This window comes from Ectopseudomonas khazarica, from assembly GCF_004521985.1.
Lineage (GTDB): Bacteria > Pseudomonadota > Gammaproteobacteria > Pseudomonadales > Pseudomonadaceae > Aquipseudomonas > Aquipseudomonas khazarica.
Map to the genome: position 1 here is coordinate 292,776 of NZ_SBHZ01000001.1, position 19,557 is coordinate 312,332.

The window sequence follows — 19,557 nt, forward strand, 5'->3', positions numbered from 1 at the left end:
CAGCACCTGGGGAATGGAATCGACCAACCTGGCAATCGGGCCGTGACACCTCCTGCCAGGAAGGTCGAAAGGGTGGGCGAAGGACTCAGGGAGCCCGTGGGAGGGGCTTCAGCCGCGACAGTCGCCGCTGAAGCGCCTCCCACAAGATCTGTTCCCGAATCGGCTTCAGGCCTTTTCGCCGCGGATATTGAAGTTGGCCATGTGCTCCAGACCCTTGATCAGGGCGGAGTGATCCCAGCCGCTGCCGCCGAGGGCCGCGCAGGTGCTGAACACCTGCTGGGCATTGGCGGTGTTGGGCAGGTTCAGGCCCAGCTCGCGGGCACCGGACAGCGCCAGGTTGAGGTCCTTCTGGTGCAGGCTGATGCGGAAGCCCGGGTCGAAGGTGCCCTTGATCATGCGTTCGCCGTGCACTTCGAGGATCTTCGAGCCGGCGAAGCCGCCGGACAGCGCTTCACGCACCTTGGCCGGATCGGCGCCGTTGCGGGCGGCGAACAGCAGGGCTTCGGCCACGGCCTGGATGTTCAGGGCGACGATGATCTGGTTGGCCACCTTGGCAGTCTGGCCGTCGCCGTTGCCGCCGACGCGGGTGATGTTCTTGCCCATGGACTGGAACAGCGGCAGAGCGCGTTCGAAGGCGTTCGGGCAGCCACCGACCATGATCGACAGGGTCGCGGCCTTGGCACCGACTTCGCCGCCGGATACCGGGGCGTCCAGGTAGGCGGCGCCGGTGGCCTTGATCTTCTCGGCGAAGGCCTTGGTGGCGGTGGGCGAGATCGAACTCATGTCGATCACCACCTTGCCGGCGCCGACGCCGCTCGCCACGCCGTTGTCGCGGAACAGCACGTCTTCGACCTGCGGGGTGTCCGGCACCATGACGATGATGAACTCGGCTTCCTGCGCGACTTCCTGCGGGTTGGCCAGGGCGATGGCGCCGGCGGCCAGGAGGTCGGCAGGAGCCGGGTCGTGGTGCTCCGAGAGGAACAGGGTGTGGCCGGCTTTCTGCAGGTTCTGCGCCATGGGTTTGCCCATGATGCCGGTGCCGATGAATCCGATTTTAGCCATGAGAGATAACCTCGTTGTAGGTGATGAACCGAGCCTGTAGGGGCGGGTTTACCCGCGAAACGGACGCCGCGGTGAGTGGCACCGGCTTCGCCGGTGGTCGCGGATGAATCCGCTCCTACAGGTGCAGCTTTCAGATTGCGTTGTGCGCTTTCATCCAGCCGAGGCCGGCAGCGGTGGTGGTTGCCGGCTTGTATTCACAGCCGACCCAGCCCTGGTAGCCGATGCGGTCCAGGTGCTCGAAGAGGAAGCGGTAGTTGATTTCGCCGGTACCCGGCTCGTTGCGGCCCGGGTTGTCGGCCAGCTGCACGTGGTTGATGGCGGCCAGGTTGGTCTCGACGGTACGGGCGAGGTCACCTTCCATGATCTGCATGTGGTAGATGTCGTACTGCAGGTACAGGTTGGTGCTGCCGACCTTGTCGCGAATCTCCAGGGCCTGGCGGGTGTTGTTCAGGTAGAAGCCGGGGATGTCGCGGGTGTTGATGGCTTCCATGACCAGGCGGATGCCGGCCGCTTCGAGCTTGCCTGCCGCGTAGCGCAGGTTGTCGACGAAGGTCTTCTCCACGGTGGCGCAGTCCACGCCCTGCGGGCGGATGCCGGCCAGGCAGTTGATCTGCTTGTTGCCCAGTACCTGGGCGTAGGCGATGGCCTGGTCGACGCCCGCGCGGAACTCCTCGACGCGATCCGGGTGGCAGGCGATGCCGCGCTCGCCCTTGCCCCAGTCACCGGCTGGCAGGTTGAACAGCACTTGGCTCAGGGCGTTGGCGTCCAGGCGGGCCTTGATCTCTTCTGCCGCGAAGTCATAGGGGAAGAGGTATTCCACACCGCTGAAGCCGGCTTCGGCGGCGGCGGCGAAACGGTCCAGGAAGTCCACCTCGGTGAACAGCATGGACAGGTTGGCAGCAAAACGGGGCATGGTGTCGCTCCTTTCGTGTGTCTCCCCTCGCCCGCAGGCGGGAGAGGGGATGGGTTGCATCAATCCAGCAGCGCGATGGCGGTCGGGGCGTCGACGCCGCGCTCGGCCAGTTCCTCGAACTCGTTGATGGCGTTGATCTCGGTGCCCATGGAGATGTTGGTGACCCGCTCCAGGATCACCTCGACCACCACCGGTACGCGGTGCTCGGCCATCAGGCGCTTGGCTTCGGCGAAGGCGTTCTGCAGCTCGTTCGGGTCGAACACGCGGATCGCCTTGCAGCCGAGGCCTTCGACGACCGCGACGTGGTCGACGCCGTAGCCGTTGATTTCCGGCGCGTTGATGTTCTCGAACGCCAGCTGCACGCAGTAGTCGATGTCGAAGCCGCGCTGCGCCTGGCGGATCAGGCCCAGGTAGGAGTTGTTCACCAGCACGTGGATGTACGGCAGGTTGAACTGCGCCCCTGCAGCCAGTTCTTCGATCATGAACTGGAAGTCATAGTCGCCGGACAGCGCCACGACCTGGCGTGCCGGGTCGGCCTTGACCACGCCGAGGGCCGCCGGAATGGTCCAGCCCAGCGGGCCGGCCTGGCCGCAGTTGATCCAGTGACGCGGCTTGTACACGTGCAGGAACTGCGCGCCGGCGATCTGCGACAGGCCGATGGTGCTGACGTAGCAGGTGTCCTTGCCGAAGGCTTCGTTCATCTCCTCGTACACGCGCTGCGGCTTGGCCGGCACGTTGTCGAAGTGGGTCTTGCGTTGCAGCGTGCGCTTGCGCTCGCGGCAGCTGTCGACCCAGGCGCTGCGGTCCTTCAGCTTGCCAGCGGCCTTCCATTCGCGAGCGACCTCGAGGAAGGCATCCAGCGCCTTGCCTGCGTCGGAAACGATGCCCAGGTCCGGGTTGAACACGCGGCCGATCTGCGTCGGTTCGATGTCGACGTGGATGAACTTGCGGCCTTCGGTGTACACCTCGACCGAACCGGTGTGGCGGTTGGCCCAGCGGTTGCCGATGCCGAACACCAGGTCGGAGGCGAGCAGGGTGGCGTTGCCGTAGCGGTGCGAGGTCTGCAGGCCGACCATGCCGACCATCAGCCGGTGATCGTCGGGAATCGCGCCCCAGCCCATCAGGGTCGGCACCACCGGCACGCCGGTGAGTTCGGCGAACTCGACCAGCTTGTCCGCCGCGTCGGCGTTGAAGATGCCGCCGCCAGCGACCAGCAGCGGGCGCTCGGCCTCGTTGAGCATGGCAATGGCTTTCTCGGCCTGAACGCGGGTGGTGCTCGGCTTGGCCACCGGCAGCGGCTCGTAGGCGTCGATGTCGAACTCGATCTCGGCCATCTGCACGTCGAACGGCAGGTCGATCAGCACCGGGCCCGGTCGGCCACTGCGCATCTCCTGGAAGGCACGCTGGAAGGCGCGCGGCACCTGGCCCGGCTCCATCACGGTGGTCGCCCACTTGGTGACCGGCCCGACGATGCTGGTGATGTCGACGGCCTGGAAGTCTTCCTTGTGCATGCGTGCACGCGGTGCCTGGCCGGTGATGCACAGGATCGGGATGGAGTCGGCGCTGGCCGAGTACAGGCCGGTGACCATGTCGGTGCCAGCCGGGCCGGAGGTGCCGATGCACACGCCGATGTTGCCGGCGTTGGTGCGGGTGTAACCCTCGGCCATGTGCGAGGCGCCTTCGACGTGACGAGCCAGGACGTGATCGATTCCGCCGAGTTTCTTCAGTGCAGCGTAGAGCGGGTTGATGGCGGCACCGGGGACACCGAATGCGGTGTCGACACCTTCACGACGCATCACCAGTACGGCTGCCTCGATTGCTCTCATTCTGGCCATGACCATTGTTCTCCGAGTCGGTGGTTTTTCTTCTTGGGAGCAAGGATGACGGCTGTACCGGAACGACGGAATTGTTGGATACTTCAGTTCTGTCGATATCTGGAGTATCGAATGGACCGTCATACCCTTATCCGTAGTTTCGTGTTGGTCGCCGACAACGGCAGCTTTGCCGCCGCCGCGCTCAGCGAAGGCGTGACCCCCGTGGTGATGGGGCGGCGCCTGGATGCCCTGGAGCGCCATCTCGGCGTCAAGCTGATGCACCGCTCCACGCGCGGCCTGCAGCTGACCGACCTGGGCGAGCAGTACCTCGACCGTGCCCGCAGCCTGCTCAAGGACTTCGATGAAGCCGATGCCAGCGTGGCCCGCGGCGGCAAGTCGGTGCGCGGGCACCTGGTGGTATCCGCCCCGGCGGCGTTCGGCAGGCGGCACATTGCGCCGCATGCGGCGGCCTTTCTGCTGCGCTACCCGGACCTGAAGCTGTCCTTCAACTTCACCGACAGCCTGGTCGACCTGGTGCGCCAGGGCTACGACATGGGCATCCGCATCGGCGAGGTCACCGACCCCAACTACGTCGCGGTGAAGCTGTTCCCCAATCGCCGCGTGGTCTGCGGTGCACCTGGCTACTTCGAGCTGCATGGCGTGCCGCGCACCCTCGAGGATCTGGCGCGGCACAACTGCCTGGCGTTCAACCTGCAGGGCGGTCAGCAGCGTGGCTGGACCTTCCTGCGCGAAGGGCGTCAGGTGGCGGTGAAGGTGGCGGGCAACCTCGACTGCAATGACGGCGAGCTGCTCTACAACTGGGTCAAGCAGGGGTTGGGCATCGGCTGGCGTTCGACCTGGGAGATCCAGGCGGAGCTCAAGGCTGGCGAGCTGGTGACGGTGCTGGACGATTACGAGATCCCGGCCTACGACATCCAGGCGGTCTATCCGCAGCAGCGTTATCTGCCGGCCAAGGTGCGTTTCTTCATCGACTATCTCAAGGACATCTACAACACGCCGGGGTACTGGGAGAACCGGGCGGACTAGCCCGTATGCTCGATACTTTGATTGTGATTTTCAGATAAAAATATTGTGTACATATTTTATTGATTTTGTGTTTTGTTGTTGCAACAAACCTTTTCTTCAGCTATTGCATAAGGCGCTTATCCATGCCGCATGCCTTCAGGGCACCTCTAAAAACGTAGGCGAGGCAGTCAGCGCAATACCGATGGCGGCCCCGCAAAAACAGGCGAAGAAGCGCAGTTTACGAGCTGTAAATGAGCATTCTGAGCCTGTTTTTAACGCCGCGATGGCAACGCAGGTCGTTTATAGAGGTGCCCTTCACCGGCCTGTGTGGCGAGTGCCCATTCGCTTTTCTGGAGAACCTGCATGACCACGATCACTCTTTCCACAGCAGTGAACATCACCCGCAATGCCCTGGCCGTCGGGCGTGACCTCAGCGCCGCGCCGCTGACGGTGGCGGTGCTGGATGCCGGCGGCCACCTGATCAGCCTGCAGCGCGAGGACGGCGCCAGCCTGCTGCGCCCGCAGATCGCCATCGGCAAGGCCTGGGGTGCGCTGGCGCTCGGCAAGGGTTCGCGGGCGATCGCCAACGACGCGCAGCAGCGTCCGGCCTTCATCGGCGCGGTGAATACCCTGGCCGAGGGCAGCCTGGTGCCGGCACCGGGCGGCGTGCTGATTCGCGACGAGCATGGCGCGGTGATTGGCGCCGTCGGTATTACCGGCGACACCTCGGACATCGACGAGCAATGCGCGCTCGGCGCGCTGGAGTCGCTTGGCCTGAAGGCGGATCCCGGGGTCTAGGGATCAGGCAGCCGCCCCGGATTTCCTGCGGGCGGCGACCAGGGTGGTGGGTCGGTACGGCGCGATCCACCCCCTGACGCTGAACAGAACCCTACGTAGGGTGGATGTCGCTTTTCACATTCACCAGAACGCTGCAGCGGTAACCCGCGATTCTGCGAGGGCTGGATGCGTAAGGCGCCCCGCGAAGTGTCAGGTACGGGAGTGCTGCGTAGGGTGGATGTCGCTTTTTACATCCACCAGAACGATGCAGCGGTAACCCGCGATCTTCCCGACGCCGGGTCGGGTGCACGCAGCGTTCCTGCAGAGTCGACGAATGACCCTGCGTCAATCTAGGCGCTGGTCACCAGCTCGGAGGCGCTCGATGGCAGCGGGTCGACGTCGCAGCCCTTGAGCACCAGGCGGATGATGGTCTGTGCGGCGGCTTCGTAGTCGGCATCGTCCAGGCTGGCCTTGCCGGTGACGATGGAGATCTGCCAGTCGAAGTCGGCATAGGTCTGGGTCGCGGCCCAGATGCTGAACAGCAGGTGGTGCGGATCGACCGGGGCCATCAGCCCCTGGTCCACCCAGCGCTGGATGCAGGCGATGTTGTGCTTGGCCTGTGCGTTGAGCTGTTCGGTCTGCTCCGGCGACAGGTGCGGTGCGCCATGCATGATCTCGCTGGCGAATACCTTGGAGGCGTGTGGCAGTTCGCGGGAGATGCGGATCTTCGAGCGGATGTAGGCCGTCAGCACTTCACTCGGGTGGCCCGGCTGGTTGAAGGGGGCCGAGGCGGCCAGCAGGGGGTCGACGATACTTTCCAGGACCTCGCGGTAGAGGTTTTCCTTGGATTTGAAGTAGTAGTAGACGTTGGGCTTGGGCAGGCCGGCCTTGGCCGCAATGTCACTGGTCTTGGTGGCGGCGAAGCCCTTGTCGGCGAACTCCTCGCTGGCTGCGCGCAGGATGAGCTCTTTGTTACGCTCGCGAATGCTGGTCATAGGCCCTGTGTTTTCCTTTTCCGCCGGGCGGCGGTCGGGCATGGTAGCACCGGCTCCGCGCGGGGCTCAAGGCAACGGCTGCGGGCTGCCTGGCGCTTATCTGACCCTTGGGTCAAATTGTTGTATACAAGAAAACGCTTTTCTGTTTTTATCCCGCGCAGCAATATCCATGACAAGAAAGTCTCGGCGCGTGACGCTGCAGGAGACCCACCGTGCACACCCATCAACTGGTCGATCCGTTCGGTCGTCGCATCACCTACCTGCGTCTGTCGGTGACCGATCGCTGCGACTTTCGCTGCACCTACTGCATGAGCGAAGACATGCAGTTCGCGCCGCGCCAGCAGATCCTCAGCCTGGAAGAGGCCTATGCCGTGGCCGACGCCTTCATCGCGCTGGGCGTGCGGCGCATCCGCATCACAGGCGGCGAGCCGCTGGTGCGCAAGAACGTCCTGAGCCTGCTGCAGCGCCTGGGCGCGCGGGACGAACTCGAGGACCTGGCGATCACCACCAACGGTTCGCAGCTTGGCGAGCTGGCGGCGCCGTTGCGTGCAGCGGGTGTGCGTCGCCTGAACATTAGCCTGGATTCCCTGCAGCGCGAGCGCTTTGCCGCCTTCACCCGGCGCGACAAGCTGGAGCAGGTGCTGGCGGGCATCGAGGCGGCGCGCGTCGCCGGGTTCGAGCGGATCAAGCTCAACAGCGTGGTGCAGAGCGGGCGCAACGACGACGAGGTGCTCGATCTGGTCGAGTTCGCCATCGCCCGTGGTCTGGATATCAGTTTCATCGAGGAAATGCCGCTGGGCAGCGTGGTCAGCCACAGCCGCGAGCAGACCTTCTGCTCCAGTGACGAGGTGCGCCGGCGCATCGAGCAGCGTCATGCGCTGGTGCGCAGCAACAAGGTCACCGGCGGGCCGTCGCGCTACTGGCAAGTGGTCGGCACGCAGACCCAGGTCGGTTTCATTTCCCCGCACAGCCACAACTTCTGCGGTGATTGCAATCGCGTGCGGGTCACTGCCGAAGGCAAGCTGGTGCTGTGCCTCGGGCATGACGATGCGCTGGACCTCAAGCGCCTGTTGCGCGCGCATCCGGGTGACGGCGAGCGCCTGCGCCAGGCGCTGGTCGAGGCGCTGCGCCTGAAGCCCGAGCGGCACCACTTCGCCAGCGACGAGCAGGTGCAGGTGGTGCGCTTCATGAGCATGACCGGCGGCTGAGACGGCCTGATCGGAATCCCACAACAAAAACAAGGAGGCTCGCAATGAAGCCCGTACGACCCTGTCTGCTGTTTGCCGTTCTGCTGTCACCCGCTGCCTGGGCGCAGACCTACGTGGTGGGGGTGGAGGACCTGCCGTTCGCTCCGCATTACAGCCTCGATGCGGGAGGCAAGTACCAGGGATTCGCCCGTGAGGTGCTGGACGCCTTCGCCGCCGACAGCGGCATCGATCTGACCTACAGGGCGCTGCCGGTCGAGCAGTTGCTGCCGGCCCTGCAGCGCGGCGAGATCGATTTCAAGTACCCGGACAGCCCGCTTTGGGCCGGCGCGCAGAAGACCGGCATGGCCCTCCACTACAGCGCGGCGGTGGTCGATTACGTCGATGGCGTGCTGGTGGCGCCGCAGCGCCAGGGGCAGGCGCTGGACAGCATTCATCGCCTGGCCATGGTGCAGGGCTGGACACCGCGAGGCTACGAGCAGCGCATCGACGACGGGCAGATTCAGCTGAGTTACAGCGACGACCTGCGGCAGATGATTCGCCAGGCGCTGAAGCAGGACACCGATGGCGCCTATTTCAACGTGGTGGTGGCGACCCACTACCTCGACAACATCCGGGCGCGCCCCGGTGCTCTGGTGTTCGACCCCAAGCTGCCGCATACCCGTGGCAGCTTCCACCTGTCGAGCGTGCGTCAGCCGCAGCTGATCGCCCGTTTCGACCGCTTCCTCGGCGAACGCTCGGCCGATGTGGCGGCGCTCAAGGCTAAGTACCGGGTCGAGGCCAACCTGGACAGCGAGTACATGGGGCTCGAGCAGTGGAAGGTCGACTTTCTCGAACGCCAGAAAGCCAAAGCCGGCGCACAGGCGCCGGCTTCGTCCCTGCGTTGATGGTTCAGGCGCTGGCGTTGGCGCGTTTCAGCGCCTGCGCCTGGCCGTGCATCAGGCCATAGTGCAGCACCGCGCCGAGCAGGGCGCCGAGCAGCCAGGCGTAGCCCGACAGCTGGCTCAGACCGGGGACCCAGACCGAGGCCACCGAGAACAGTGAGGCGACGACGAACGCGACCAGCGCCTTGCGGTTCCAGCCGCCGTCGAAGTAGTAGGCCGAGCCGACCTCGGCGCTGAACAGCTGCTGCAGGTCGAGCTTGCGCCGGCGTACCAGGTAGTAGTCGGCGACGATGATGCCGTACAGCGGCGCCAGTACCGCGCCCAGGGTATCGACGAAGGCGGCGATGCCGACGTTGCTGATGAAGGCCACCCACAGGGCACCGATGAAGAAGGCGATGGCCGCGGTGATGAAGCCGCCGGTGCGCGCACTGATGTGCGCGGGGGCGAGGTTGGCCAGGTCGTAGGCCGGCGGGATGAAGTTGGCCACCAGGTTGATGCCCACGGTGGCGGCGAAGAAGGTCAGCGCGGCGATGATGGTCAGGGTCAGGTTGTCGACCCGGGCGACGATGTCGGTCGGATTGGTCAGCGTCTCGCCGAACACCACCACGGTACCGGCGGTAATCACCAGGGCGATCAGCGAGAAGAACGCCAGGCTCACCGGCAGGCCGAGGAAGTTGCCGATGGTCATCTGCCTTTCGCTTTTGACAAAGCGGGCGAAGTCACCGTAGTTGATCACCACGGCGGCGAAGTAGGCGACCATGGTGCCGACCACGGCGAAGAAGGCGGCCACCGGCCCGGCGGCATAGTCGCCGCTGCCACGGAAGATGTTGCCCAGCTCGCCCAGCAGGCTCGGCCCGGCCTGGTACCAGATCATGATCATCAGGGCGATCATCACCACATAGACCAGCGGGCCGGCCCAGTTGAGGAAGCGGGTGATCCAGCTCATGCCGCAGATGAACAGGCCGACCTGGAACAGGCAGACGATCACGTAGGACAGCCAGCCGATGGCGGTCAGGCCGAGGTACAGGGCGGGTTCCTGCGGTTGCAGCAGCGAGTTGAGCAGCAACGCCACGGCGGTGGAGGCGAAGTAGGTCTGCACGCCGTACCAGAAGATGGCGACGATGCCGCGTACCAGTGCAGGGAAGTTGGCGCCGCGCACACCCATGCTGGCGCGGGCGAACACCGGGAAGGGGATGCCGTACTTGACGCTGGGCTTGCCGGTTAGCTGGACCAGGCCCATGACAATGAAGCCGGCCAGCACGATGCCGGCCAGCACCGCCCAGCCATTGAGCCCGTAGGAGATGAACAGTGTCGCGGCGAGGGTGTAGCCGAACAGGCTCTGGATGTCGTTGGACCACACGTTGAATATCTCGAACCAGCCCCAGGTGCGCTTCTCCGGCGCCAGTGGAGCGAGGTCCTCGTTATGCAGCGTGGGGTCGATCTGCTTGATGCGAAAGTCGTCAGTGTCGGACATGAACCGCTCCCAGTATTGTTCTTGCGCACGGTGGCGTATGAGGAGGTTTGCCTGCAGGTTTCATTCCGCTTTTGTATGCGCTTCGTGACTGGGCTTGTGTATACAGCCACTTCGACAGTGTTTCGGATGGAACCTGAGTGTCTTGTACACATAAAAAACCTTGATGAACATGGTTTTCTTGAAGATTGAACACAAAAATCATAGATATTGTGATCAAAAACTTGACCGCATGATCAGTTTCATGCGGGGAAAGAGGCATGCCTCAAGGTGGCAGCAGGGTTGCGGATCTGCACCGATACGGTGCCGGGGTGACATGCGCGGGTCGCAATGGTGCGCTGCGGATCGGCACGCGGTTGCGCGCTGCAGCCGAGGCAGGTGTGTCCGGGACGCCAGGGGGCTCGCCCGAAACGAAGAAAAGGGGGAAGGGCGCGAACGCCGATCCCCCCTTTACCCGGCCGCTGTCCCTACCCGACACCGGCCAAGTGCGTTGCGGCAATGGTCAGAAGTGGTACTTGACCAGTGCCTGCACGGCGGTCTGGTCGAAGCGGTCACCCGATCCGTCTACCGGTTTCACGCCGTACTTGGCGCGCCACATGTTCACTTCGGTGCCAACGTAGAGCTGGCGCTCCTTGCCGAACAGCGCCTTGCCCGCATCCCACTTGATCTGGATCGAGGAGCCTACCGAGGTCTGGGTGCCGGCATCGCGGGACGGTGAGCGCCAGTCGACGAAGCCATCCACCAGGAAGTCCTGTTCGCCCAGGCTGAACGGATAGGCCGCGCTGACCGTCAGCTGGGTCGCATAACCGTTGCTGTTGCGGTCGGCGAAGAAGGTGTGGTTGTTGATCTTCACCTGGTACAGGTTGGTCTTGAAGAAGTTGAAACCCGGTACGTCCCAGTCCAGGCCGATGCCGTACAGGTAGTTCTCCGGCCCCGGGCCGCCTTCGCCTTTCTCGTAGGTGAAGGCGGCATAGATGTCCTTGATCGGGCCGACGGCCAGCTCCTGCCCGGTCAGCCAGCTCAGGCTCACGCGCGGGGAGAACTCCATGTAGTAGAAGGAGTTGCGCTCGTGCTGGCGGAAGCTGCCGTTGTCGAAGCTGCCGCGCGTCTGCACGTTGTCGGTACGGATGTAGTCGAGGAAGTAGAAGATGTCGCCCCAGGCCCAGCCACTGGCATGCTCGAAGGTGAAGGTGGTCTGGGTGCGCTGCTCTTCGCCGTTGAAGTTCATGCGCTGGAAGTTCTCGCCGTACAGGTAGGACAGGCTGTTGTCCTGCCAGTGCAGCAGGTCGCCGGCAAGCGCCTGCTGACCGGAGAACAGTCCGGCAGAGAGGGCGAAGCAGTGAGGCAGATGCTTGAGTTTCATGGGTTTTCCTTGTTCTTTTGACGTGCAGACGGGTACCCCCGGCAGCGCGCTGCCGGGAGTGGACGGGTGGGGCGTGATCAGCTGGTGCGCGCGTCCGGGGTCAGGTCGCGGCCGAGGCTCTTGAGGCTGCTGTCGTCGACGCTATCGTCCTGGCGGTTCTGCAGCACGGTGTGCAGGTGCGCCTCCGGGTCGTAGTCGTCTTCTTCCACTTCCTGCTGTTCGTCGGGCAGGAAGATGTTCAGCGCAATGGCACTGAAGGCTCCGATGGTGATCGGCGAGCCGAAGATGTTCTTCAGCACGTCCGGCATGTGCGACAGCACCTCCGGTACGCCGGCGACTCCCAGGCCGAGGCCCAGGGAGATGGCCACGATCAGCACGTTGCGACGGTGCAGACCGGCTTCGCTGAGAATCTTGATGCCGGCGACCGCCACGGTGCCGAACATGATCAGGGTGGCGCCGCCGAGCACCGGCTTGGGCATCAGCTGCAGCACCGCACCGACCGCCGGGAACAGGCCCAGCAGGATGAGGATGGCGGCGATGTAGAAGGCCACGTGGCGGCTGGCGACGCCGGTGAGCTGGATCACCCCGTTGTTCTGGCTGAACGTGGTCATCGGCAGGCTGTTGAACATGGCGGCGACTGCCGAGTTGCAGCCGTCGGCCAGCACCCCGGACTTGATCCGGCGCATGTACAGCGGGCCCTTGACCGGCTGCTTGGAGATGATCGAGTTGGCCGTCAGGTCGCCAGCGGTTTCCAGCGGGGTGATCAGGAAGATCACGGCGATGGGCACGAAGGCGATCCAGTCGAAGCTGAAACCGTACTTGAACGGTTGCGGCACGCTGAGCAGCGGCACCTCGGCCATGTTGGCGAAATCCACCCGACCGTTGAACCAGGCCACGGCGAAGCCGAGGGTCAGGCCGATGATCACGGCCGACAGGCGCAGCACCTGTGATGGCGCACGGTTGAGCAGGACGATGGTGCCCAGCACCAGGCCGCCGAGCGCCAGGTGGTGCAGGGCGCCGAGATCGGCAGCGCCGTAGCCGCCGGCGAGGTCGGTCATGCCCACCTTGATCAGCGACAGGCCCATCAGGCAGATGATGGTGCCGGTCACCACCGGGGTGATCACCTTGCGCAGCTTGTTGATGAACTGGCTGAAGGTGATTTCGACGAAGGCCGCGCAGAAGCAGATGCCGAACAGCGTGGCGAGAATTTCCTCCTCGCTGGCGCCGCGGCCCTTGACGATGAAGCCGGCGCTGAGGATCACGCTGAGGAAGCCGAAGCTGGTGCCCTGCAGGCACAGCAGGCCGGAACCGATCGGGCCGATGCGCTTGGCCTGGACGAAGGTGCCGAGGCCCGAGACGAACAGGGCCATGCTCACCAGGTAGGGCACGTGGGCGCCGAGGCCCAGGGCACTGCCGACGATCAGGGTGGGGGTGATTATGCCGACGAAGCTGGCCAGCACATGCTGCAGCGCCGCGAACAGGGCGGGGGCGAAAGCGGGGGTGTCATCCAACTGGTAGATCAGGTCGCTGTTGCCGGTAGGCGCAGCTGGGGTGGGGGCGTTGCTGTTTGTGGTCATGTCATAGCCTGCCATTTGTTTTTATACGGTCATGGGCTTACACGAGGCTTCACGGCACCTCTTTCCTGTTTGCTAGAAAGTTGTCTAGGTGGTCAGGATGTGGCGACTATAGCAACATGTGGACATGGTTAAAAACAATTTATTTATGGATTGTGCACAAAAAAAGAACCGCCGGTCAGCTCGCGCTGCCGGCGGTTCCGGGGCGTAAAAAGATGCCGCGCCCAGTCACGGGCACGGCACGTGTGGCAATCAGTTGGTCGGTGCGCCCTTGGCGATCCAGTTGCCGATCAGGTCGCGCTCGTCCTGGGTCATCTGGGTGATGTTGCCCAGCGGCATGATCTGCGAGGCAACGCTCTGGGCGTGGATCTTCGCGGCCTGAGCCTGCATCTGCTCGGGCGTGTCGAGCATCAGGCCGGCTGGCGCCGCGCTGAACATCGGGCTGCTCGGGGTGGCCGAATGGCAGACGGTGCAGCGTTCATGGATCACGCTCTCGACCTTGCCGAAGTCGGCAGCCGTCGCCGCTCCACCTGTTGCCGGGGCCGGGTTTTCCTGGGCATCTGGCTGGCTGCTGGCAACTTCTTCCACCTTGCTCAGGGTCTCGCTGGCTGCCGGCTGTTCCACGGCTGCCACCGGGGCAGCAGCGGGAGCGCGGTTCGCCGGGGAGGTGACATAGGCCAGGCAGATCATGCCCAGGGCTGCGGCCGGCAGGGTCCAGACATACTTGCTGCTGTCGTGGCGGGTGTTGAAGTAGTGGCGTACCAGCACGGCCAGGATCGCGATGCCCGCCAGGATCAGCCAGTTGTACTGGCTGCCGTAGGTGCTCGGGAAATGGTTGCTGATCATGATGAACAGCACCGGCAGGGTGAAGTAGTTGTTGTGACGCGAGCGCAGCAGGCCCTTGGCCGGCAGCAGCGGGTCGGGGGTGGTGTTGGTTTCGATGGCCTTAACCAGCGCGCGCTGGGCCGGCATGATGGTGAAGAACACGTTGCCGACCATGATGGTGCCGATGATGGCGCCGACATGGATGTACGCGGCACGACCGCTGAAGATCTGGCTGAAGCCATAGGCCGCGGCGATGATCAGCACGAACAGCACGGCGCCGAGCAGGGCCGGGCGCTTGCCCAGCGGCGAGTCGCAGAGCACGTGATAGATCAGGTAGCTGGCGGCCATGGAGCCGAGGCCGATGGCGATGGCGGCGGCTGGCGCCAGATCGACACCCGGCTTGACCAGGTACAGGCTCGGGTTGAGGTAGTAGACCACCAGCAGCAGGGCGACGCCTGACAGCCAGGTGAAGTAGGCCTCCCATTTGAACCAGTGCAGGTTCTCCGGCATTTTCGGGGGGGCCAGCTTGTATTTTTCCAGGTGGTAGATCCCGCCGCCGTGGATCGCCCAGAGGTCGCCCGAGAGGCCCTCGCGTGGGTTGCTACGGTTGAGGTTGTTCTCCAGCCAGACGAAATAGAAGGATGCGCCGATCCAGGCGATGCCGGTGATCATATGGATCCAGCGGACGCCCAGGTTTAGCCATTCGGTGAAATGTGCTTCCACGATCTGTACCTCTTTCCCGGGGGAGACACGCCAGCCCCGGGCTTCTCTTATTGGTGGGGGTTGAGGAGAAGAAGCTCGTCCTCATTGAAGAAATGCTCATCGCAGTTGTTGCCGGAACCACTGCGATCAACCACCAGGAAGTCATCCCGCTTTTCGATCGTCAGCACCGGGTGGTGCCAGACGCCGCGATGGTAATTGACGCCCTGCCTGCCATTGCTGAGGAAGGCACGGACGGACCCTGATACAGGTACATCGCCAACTGGCGCGACCACGATCAGAAAGGGGTTGCCGAGCAGCGGGACGAAGGCCTGGCTGCCCAGCGGATGGCGTTCCAGCATGCGGATGGTCAGCGGCATCTGCAGCGCCTCGGCGCTGAAGATGCTGATGATGGCCTGGTCCTCCGGCTGCGCCGTCTCCACGCTGGCCAGCTTGTGATAGCGGCGGGTGGAGCCGTTGTTGATCATGAAGAAATCGCTGCCTTCGGTTTCGATCACGTCACCGAAAGGGGCGAAGGCTTCTTTGCTCAGGGGCTCGATGGTCAGGCTACGCATGGCTGTTCTACTTGTTCTGTTCGGTTGAAGGGGGCAGCGCCTTACAGCTGCTGCAGGCGGAATAGGGCGATCTTGTTGATCTCGGCCAGGGCGGTGCTGAACTCCTGCTCCGGGCTGTTGTGAATGCGCTCTTCGAAGGCTGCCAGGATCTGGTGGCGGTTGCTGCCCTTGACGGCCTTGATGAAGGGGAAGCCGAACTTGGCCTTGTAGGCGTCGTTGAGCTCGGTGAAGCGGGCGAACTCCTCGGCGGTGCATTCGTGGATGCCGGCACCGGACTGCTCGGCGGTGCTGGAGGCTGTCAGTTCGCCGCGCACGGCAGCCTTGCCGGCCAGGTCCGGGTGCGCGTTGATCAGCGCCAGCTGGGCATCCGCGCTGGCGGACAGGAGGATGTCGGCCATGCGCTGCTGCAGCCCGTCGATGTCGTCGACGCTGTCGTCCAGGCCAAGGTCATACGCCTTCTCGGCCACCCAGGGCGAGTGCTCGTAGATGTCGGCGAAGGCCGCGACGAACGCGTCACGGCTCAGCTGGGAAGGGGTCAGGGTCTGGAAACGGCTCATGGGCGGCTCTCTCATTCGGTCGCGCGGAAGGGGTGGGTGGCGTGCCAGTGCCTGGCGATGTCGACACGGCGGGCACACCAGACCTTGTCATGGCGCTTCACGTATTCGATGAAGCGGGCCAGCGACGCCAGGCGGGCCGGCCGGCCGAGCAGGCGACAATGCATGCCGATCGACAGCATCTTCGGCGCGCCGGCTTCGCCCTCGGCGTAGAGCACGTCGAAGGCGTCCTTGAGGTATTCGAAGAAGTCGTCGCCCTTGTTGAAGCCCTGCACCTGGGTGAAGCGCATGTCGTTGGTGTCCAGGGTGTAGGGGATCACCAGGTGCGGCTTCTCCACGGTACTGGCCGGGTCCCAGTAGGGCAGGTCGTCGTCGTAGGTGTCGGAGTCGTAGAGGAAGCCACCCTCTTCACGCACGATGCGCCGGGTGTTCGGGCCCAGGCGGCCGGTGTACCAGCCCAGCGGGCGTTCGCCGGTCAGCTCGGTGAGAATACGGATGGCCTCGAGCATGTGCTCGCGCTCGCCGGCTTCGTCCATGTTCTGGTAGTCGATCCAGCGATAGCCATGGCTGCAGATCTCATGGCCGGCGGCGACCATCTGCTTGATCACCTCAGGGTGACGCTGGGCGGCCATGGCCACGGCGAAGACGGTCAGCGGAATGTCGTGCTTGCGGAACAGCTCGAGCAGGCGCCAGACCCCGGCGCGGCTGCCGTACTCGTAGAGCGACTCCATGCACAGGTTGCGCTGGCCCTGCAGCGGCTGGGCGGCGACCATCTCGGAGAGGAAGGCCTCGGATTCCTTGTCCCCATGAAGAATGTTGCGCTCGCCACCCTCTTCGTAGTTGAGCACGAAGGACAGGGCGATACGGGCGTCGCCCGGCCAGTGCGGGTGGGGCGGGTTGGCGCCGTAGCCGATCAGATCGCGTGGGTAATCAGCGTTCACTGCAGTCTTCCTGTATGGAGCGTTGCGGTCACTGCGTGCCTGGCTTCAGGGTTACGCGACCGGGATGGCTAATTGTATACAAAGTAGATTGCCGTTTGTAAATCGACTTTTCATTATTTTATCGGCCGTGCGGCATAACCGGAAATTTGCCCGGATGGTCAGCTCTGAGCCGCTTACGCAGCGCCAAGCGTGCATCGCAACGGACTTCGCCATGAACCTGTTTGGTGCATGGCAGAAAGCGGCGAGCTAATTATTGTGTACAATTTGTCTGTGAAAGTGTTGTATATTCTGCCTGCATGCTATCCTGCCAATGCGTCGGAGCATTGCGACGAACCGATTTCAACAGAGCAGAGGAGGTGTGGTGTCCGTCTGGCGCTGGGCGCAACGGGCATCCGAGACCCATGGGACGTTTGACTACGCATGTACTGGACGCCGCGCACGGTTGCCCAGGGAGTGACATCAAGGTCGAGCTGTACCGCGTCGAAGGCGCGCAGCTGGAGCTGATCAACAGCGTTACCACCAATCACGATGGCCGCTGCGATGCGCCGGTGCTGCAGGGCGATGACTACCGCACGGGCGTCTATCAACTGCACTTCCATGCCGGTGACTACTACCGCGCACGTGGCGTGAAGCTGCCGGACACGGCCTTCCTCGACGTGATCGTGCTGCGCTTCGGCATCGATGCGGGCCAGGAGCACTACCACGTGCCGCTGCTGATTTCCCCCTACAGCTACTCCACCTATCGCGGTAGCTGAGTGAGCGGCAGGCCACTGCCTGCCGGACGAATGCTTGTCACCCTCAGACTCGTTTGAGTCCTTACGCCCGCTCACACTGCGGGCTTTTTTTTGCCCGCATTTCGGGGGGAGGGGCTGTAGCTGGGTGATCCATCATCACGGCCCATCGATGGCGCGTCTGTTTCGATTGGTGTGGGGGGAGAGCACCTTGCCGAGCTGATCTTCGGTGCACGCTCCGGATGAAAGCCGGGTATGGGCTGGCGGCGTGCCTGCCGCTGCTGAGACAAACGAAAAAACCGGTACAGGGCCGTAGCGCTGTTCACATAAGAAGTGGTCGGACACGATCAGTCCCCTAGCCCCCTTTGGGGAGAGGGAAACTGGCAGTTTTGTGGCATTTCGGCCCTCTCCCCCAGCCCCTCTCCCATGAATGGGAGAGGGGAGCCAAGCGTGTGCAACCCTGAATGCACAGACCCGTAGCCCGGATGAAATCCGGGGCCGGCAACCTGCTTGCGGATTGCGCATCCGCCCGTCGCTGCCGGGCCAAACGAAAAACCCCGGCACGAGGCCGGGGCTGCGATCAGCGCGGAACGCCTGCGTTCAGAGGAAGGCGAACTTGGCGATGAAGATCACGCACAGCACGTACAGGCTCAGCGACACCTTCTCGCGCTGGCCGGTCAGCAGCTTCAGCGTGGCGTAGGTGAGGAAGCCCAGGGCGATACCGTTGGCGATGGAGAAGGTCAGCGGCATCATCACCACGGTGACGATGGCGGGAATGGTGTCGGTATGGTCCTTCCAGTCGATGTGCGCCATGCCGCTCATCATCAGCATCGCCACGTAGATCAGCGCGCCGGCGGTGGCGTAGGCGGGGATCATGCCGGCCAGCGGGGCGAAGAACATCGCGGCGAGGAAGAGGATGCCGACGGTCATGGCGGTCAGGCCGGTGCGGCCACCGGCGGCGACCCCGGAAGCGCTCTCCACGTAGCTGGTCACCGGCGGGCAGCCGACCATGGCGCCGATCACGCTGGAGGTGGAGTCGGCTTTCAGGGCCTTGGACAGGTTCTGGATCTTGCCGTCCTCATCCACCAGGTTGGCGCGATGCGCCACGCCCATCAGCGTGCCGGCGGTATCGAACATGTTCACGAAGAGGAACGCGAGGATCACGCTGATCATCGCCACGTTGAACGCGCCGGCGATGTCCATGGCCAGGAAGGTCGGAGCCAGGCTCGGTGGCATCGACACCAGGCCGCCGTACTCGACCAGGCCCAGGGCCCAGCCCAGGGCGGTGACGCCGAGCATGCTGAAGAGGATGGCGCCGAACACGTTGCGGTGGCTGAGCACGGCGATCAGCAGGAAGCACACGGCGGCGAGCAGCGCCGACGGGTTGCCGAACGAGCCCATGGTCAGCAGCGTGGCCGGGCTGTCGACGACGATGCCGGCGGTCTTCAGGCCGATCAGGCCGAGGAACAGGCCGACCCCGGCGCCCATGGCGAAGCGCAGGCTCATCGGGATGCTGTTGAGCAGCCACTCGCGGATCTTCGACAGGCTCATGATCATGAACAGCACGCCGGAGATGAATACCGCGCCCAGGGCGATCTGCCAGCTGTAGCCCATCTCGCCGACGACGGTATAGGTGAAGAAGGCGTTCAGGCCCATGCCGGGTGCCAGGCCGACAGGCCAGTTGGCGTACAGCCCCATCAGGAAGCAGCCCAGCGCCGCGCCGATGCAGGTGGCGACGAAGGCGGCCCCGTGGTCGATGCCGGCGCTGGCCATGATGTTGGGGTTGACGAAGATGATGTAGGCCATGGTGACGAAGGTGGTCACACCAGCGATCAGTTCGGTCTTGATGGTGGTGCGGTGCTCGGTCAGTTTGAAGAAGCGGTCGAGCAGGCCACCTCTTGCCAGTTGAGTCGCGTGTTGTTCTTGTTTGACGCTTTCCACAGCGGGTACTCCTCATCTCTCTTGTTGTGTACCGCCCAGAGCGTTGCGCAAGGACAATGCTCTCTGAGGCAGGCGGTGTTCTCGGCGGTGCTTCCTGGCTAAGTTGTTGACCGAGCGGTCAAGAAGTCACTCAGGCGCGATTATGCTGTTGTATACAAAAAATGCAATTAATGTTTTTAATGTTGCATGAATCGCACCATTTGCCGA

The 19,557-nt window shown here is 63.8% G+C and carries 17 protein-coding genes; 5 read left to right on the forward strand and 12 right to left on the reverse strand.

The features are described from left to right. Nucleotides 1-165: 165 nt before the first annotated feature. The 3 genes from EPK82_RS01260 to gcl all read right to left on the reverse strand — a co-directional run bounded on the left by EPK82_RS01260 (nucleotide 166) and on the right by gcl (nucleotide 3,810). Nucleotides 166-1,062, reverse strand: a complete 897-nt coding sequence (locus EPK82_RS01260) for a 2-hydroxy-3-oxopropionate reductase (protein ID WP_134675546.1) — start codon at nucleotides 1,060-1,062, stop codon at nucleotides 166-168. A 130-nt stretch (nucleotides 1,063-1,192) separates the two neighbouring features. After that, on the reverse strand, nucleotides 1,193-1,975 hold the full coding sequence (gene hyi, locus EPK82_RS01265; protein WP_037050527.1) for a hydroxypyruvate isomerase: 783 nt from the start codon (nucleotides 1,973-1,975) through the stop codon (nucleotides 1,193-1,195). A gap of 59 nt (nucleotides 1,976-2,034) precedes the next feature. After that, a complete protein-coding gene (gcl, locus tag EPK82_RS01270; RefSeq protein WP_037050596.1) occupies nucleotides 2,035-3,810 on the reverse strand; it encodes a glyoxylate carboligase in 1,776 nt (591 codons plus the stop codon). Nucleotides 3,811-3,921: 111 nt separating this feature from the next. On the opposite strand from gcl, the gene EPK82_RS01275 reads away from it, so the two are divergent. Together EPK82_RS01275 and EPK82_RS01285 are read left to right on the forward strand one after the other, a co-directional pair. Next, entirely contained in the window at nucleotides 3,922-4,836 is a 915-nt protein-coding gene (locus EPK82_RS01275) for a LysR family transcriptional regulator (RefSeq protein ID WP_037050530.1), read from the forward strand. A 342-nt stretch (nucleotides 4,837-5,178) separates the two neighbouring features. Continuing rightward, the gene (locus EPK82_RS01285; RefSeq protein ID WP_037050531.1) at nucleotides 5,179-5,613 is read left to right on the forward strand and encodes a GlcG/HbpS family heme-binding protein; all 435 of its coding nucleotides are present in this window, start codon (nucleotides 5,179-5,181) and stop codon (nucleotides 5,611-5,613) included. A 329-nt stretch (nucleotides 5,614-5,942) separates the two neighbouring features. On the opposite strand, the gene EPK82_RS01290 is transcribed toward EPK82_RS01285, so the two are convergent. Next, the gene (locus EPK82_RS01290) at nucleotides 5,943-6,587 is read right to left on the reverse strand and encodes a TetR/AcrR family transcriptional regulator (protein WP_047588626.1); all 645 of its coding nucleotides are present in this window, start codon (nucleotides 6,585-6,587) and stop codon (nucleotides 5,943-5,945) included. Nucleotides 6,588-6,799: 212 nt separating this feature from the next. Here EPK82_RS01290 and moaA point away from each other — a divergent pair, with 212 nt between their 5' ends. Together moaA and EPK82_RS01300 are read left to right on the forward strand one after the other, a co-directional pair. Beyond that, nucleotides 6,800-7,795, forward strand: a complete 996-nt coding sequence (moaA, locus tag EPK82_RS01295; RefSeq protein WP_134675547.1) for a GTP 3',8-cyclase MoaA — start codon at nucleotides 6,800-6,802, stop codon at nucleotides 7,793-7,795. Nucleotides 7,796-7,839: 44 nt separating this feature from the next. Next, nucleotides 7,840-8,679 carry a substrate-binding periplasmic protein gene (locus tag EPK82_RS01300; protein ID WP_134675548.1) on the forward strand — a complete coding sequence of 280 codons (840 nt, stop codon included), beginning with the start codon at nucleotides 7,840-7,842 and terminating at the stop codon, nucleotides 8,677-8,679. Nucleotides 8,680-8,683: 4 nt separating this feature from the next. Here EPK82_RS01300 and EPK82_RS01305 read toward each other — a convergent pair whose 3' ends face one another. From EPK82_RS01305 to puuE, 7 genes are all read right to left on the reverse strand, one after another. Next, nucleotides 8,684-10,150: an NCS1 family nucleobase:cation symporter-1 gene (locus EPK82_RS01305; protein ID WP_037050540.1), complete on the reverse strand. Its 1,467-nt coding sequence runs from the start codon at nucleotides 10,148-10,150 to the stop codon at nucleotides 8,684-8,686. Between the two features lie 499 nt (nucleotides 10,151-10,649). After that, nucleotides 10,650-11,510, reverse strand: a complete 861-nt coding sequence (locus EPK82_RS01310) for an outer membrane protein OmpK (protein WP_037050544.1) — start codon at nucleotides 11,508-11,510, stop codon at nucleotides 10,650-10,652. 77 nt (nucleotides 11,511-11,587) lie between these two features. Beyond that, nucleotides 11,588-13,102, reverse strand: coding sequence for a nucleobase:cation symporter-2 family protein (locus EPK82_RS01315; RefSeq protein ID WP_037050546.1), 1,515 nt, complete (start codon nucleotides 13,100-13,102; stop codon nucleotides 11,588-11,590). A gap of 234 nt (nucleotides 13,103-13,336) precedes the next feature. Beyond that, nucleotides 13,337-14,632 (reverse strand): urate hydroxylase PuuD, encoded by a 1,296-nt coding sequence (locus EPK82_RS01320; RefSeq protein ID WP_134675549.1) that lies wholly within the window; start codon nucleotides 14,630-14,632, stop codon nucleotides 13,337-13,339. Between the two features lie 47 nt (nucleotides 14,633-14,679). Further along, nucleotides 14,680-15,183, reverse strand: coding sequence for an ureidoglycolate lyase (locus EPK82_RS01325; protein ID WP_037050551.1), 504 nt, complete (start codon nucleotides 15,181-15,183; stop codon nucleotides 14,680-14,682). 41 nt (nucleotides 15,184-15,224) lie between these two features. Then, nucleotides 15,225-15,740 (reverse strand): 2-oxo-4-hydroxy-4-carboxy-5-ureidoimidazoline decarboxylase, encoded by a 516-nt coding sequence (gene uraD, locus EPK82_RS01330; RefSeq protein ID WP_047588638.1) that lies wholly within the window; start codon nucleotides 15,738-15,740, stop codon nucleotides 15,225-15,227. Between the two features lie 11 nt (nucleotides 15,741-15,751). Further along, entirely contained in the window at nucleotides 15,752-16,678 is a 927-nt protein-coding gene (puuE, locus tag EPK82_RS01335) for an allantoinase PuuE (RefSeq protein ID WP_037050556.1), read from the reverse strand. Between the two features lie 401 nt (nucleotides 16,679-17,079). Here puuE and uraH point away from each other — a divergent pair, with 401 nt between their 5' ends. Further along, on the forward strand, nucleotides 17,080-17,433 hold the full coding sequence (gene uraH, locus EPK82_RS01340; protein WP_134675550.1) for a hydroxyisourate hydrolase: 354 nt from the start codon (nucleotides 17,080-17,082) through the stop codon (nucleotides 17,431-17,433). Nucleotides 17,434-18,009: 576 nt separating this feature from the next. Here uraH and EPK82_RS01345 read toward each other — a convergent pair. Beyond that, nucleotides 18,010-19,350, reverse strand: a complete 1,341-nt coding sequence (locus EPK82_RS01345; protein ID WP_037050561.1) for an NCS2 family permease — start codon at nucleotides 19,348-19,350, stop codon at nucleotides 18,010-18,012. Nucleotides 19,351-19,557 lie beyond the last annotated feature (207 nt).

What these genes read in the sequence shown, in the direction of transcription:
- EPK82_RS01260 (WP_134675546.1), bottom strand. Translation starts at nt 1,062, where the DNA reads ATGGCTAAAATCGGATTCATCGGCACCGGCATCATGGGCAAACCCATG.
- hyi (WP_037050527.1), bottom strand. Translation starts at nt 1,975, where the DNA reads ATGCCCCGTTTTGCTGCCAACCTGTCCATGCTGTTCACCGAGGTGGAC.
- gcl (WP_037050596.1), bottom strand. Translation starts at nt 3,810, where the DNA reads ATGGCCAGAATGAGAGCAATCGAGGCAGCCGTACTGGTGATGCGTCGT.
- EPK82_RS01275 (WP_037050530.1), top strand. Translation starts at nt 3,922, where the DNA reads ATGGACCGTCATACCCTTATCCGTAGTTTCGTGTTGGTCGCCGACAAC.
- EPK82_RS01285 (WP_037050531.1), top strand. Translation starts at nt 5,179, where the DNA reads ATGACCACGATCACTCTTTCCACAGCAGTGAACATCACCCGCAATGCC.
- EPK82_RS01290 (WP_047588626.1), bottom strand. Translation starts at nt 6,587, where the DNA reads ATGACCAGCATTCGCGAGCGTAACAAAGAGCTCATCCTGCGCGCAGCC.
- EPK82_RS01300 (WP_134675548.1), top strand. Translation starts at nt 7,840, where the DNA reads ATGAAGCCCGTACGACCCTGTCTGCTGTTTGCCGTTCTGCTGTCACCC.
- EPK82_RS01305 (WP_037050540.1), bottom strand. Translation starts at nt 10,150, where the DNA reads ATGTCCGACACTGACGACTTTCGCATCAAGCAGATCGACCCCACGCTG.
- EPK82_RS01310 (WP_037050544.1), bottom strand. Translation starts at nt 11,510, where the DNA reads ATGAAACTCAAGCATCTGCCTCACTGCTTCGCCCTCTCTGCCGGACTG.
- EPK82_RS01315 (WP_037050546.1), bottom strand. Translation starts at nt 13,102, where the DNA reads ATGGCAGGCTATGACATGACCACAAACAGCAACGCCCCCACCCCAGCT.
- EPK82_RS01325 (WP_037050551.1), bottom strand. Translation starts at nt 15,183, where the DNA reads ATGCGTAGCCTGACCATCGAGCCCCTGAGCAAAGAAGCCTTCGCCCCT.
- uraD (WP_047588638.1), bottom strand. Translation starts at nt 15,740, where the DNA reads ATGAGCCGTTTCCAGACCCTGACCCCTTCCCAGCTGAGCCGTGACGCG.
- uraH (WP_134675550.1), top strand. Translation starts at nt 17,080, where the DNA reads ATGGGACGTTTGACTACGCATGTACTGGACGCCGCGCACGGTTGCCCA.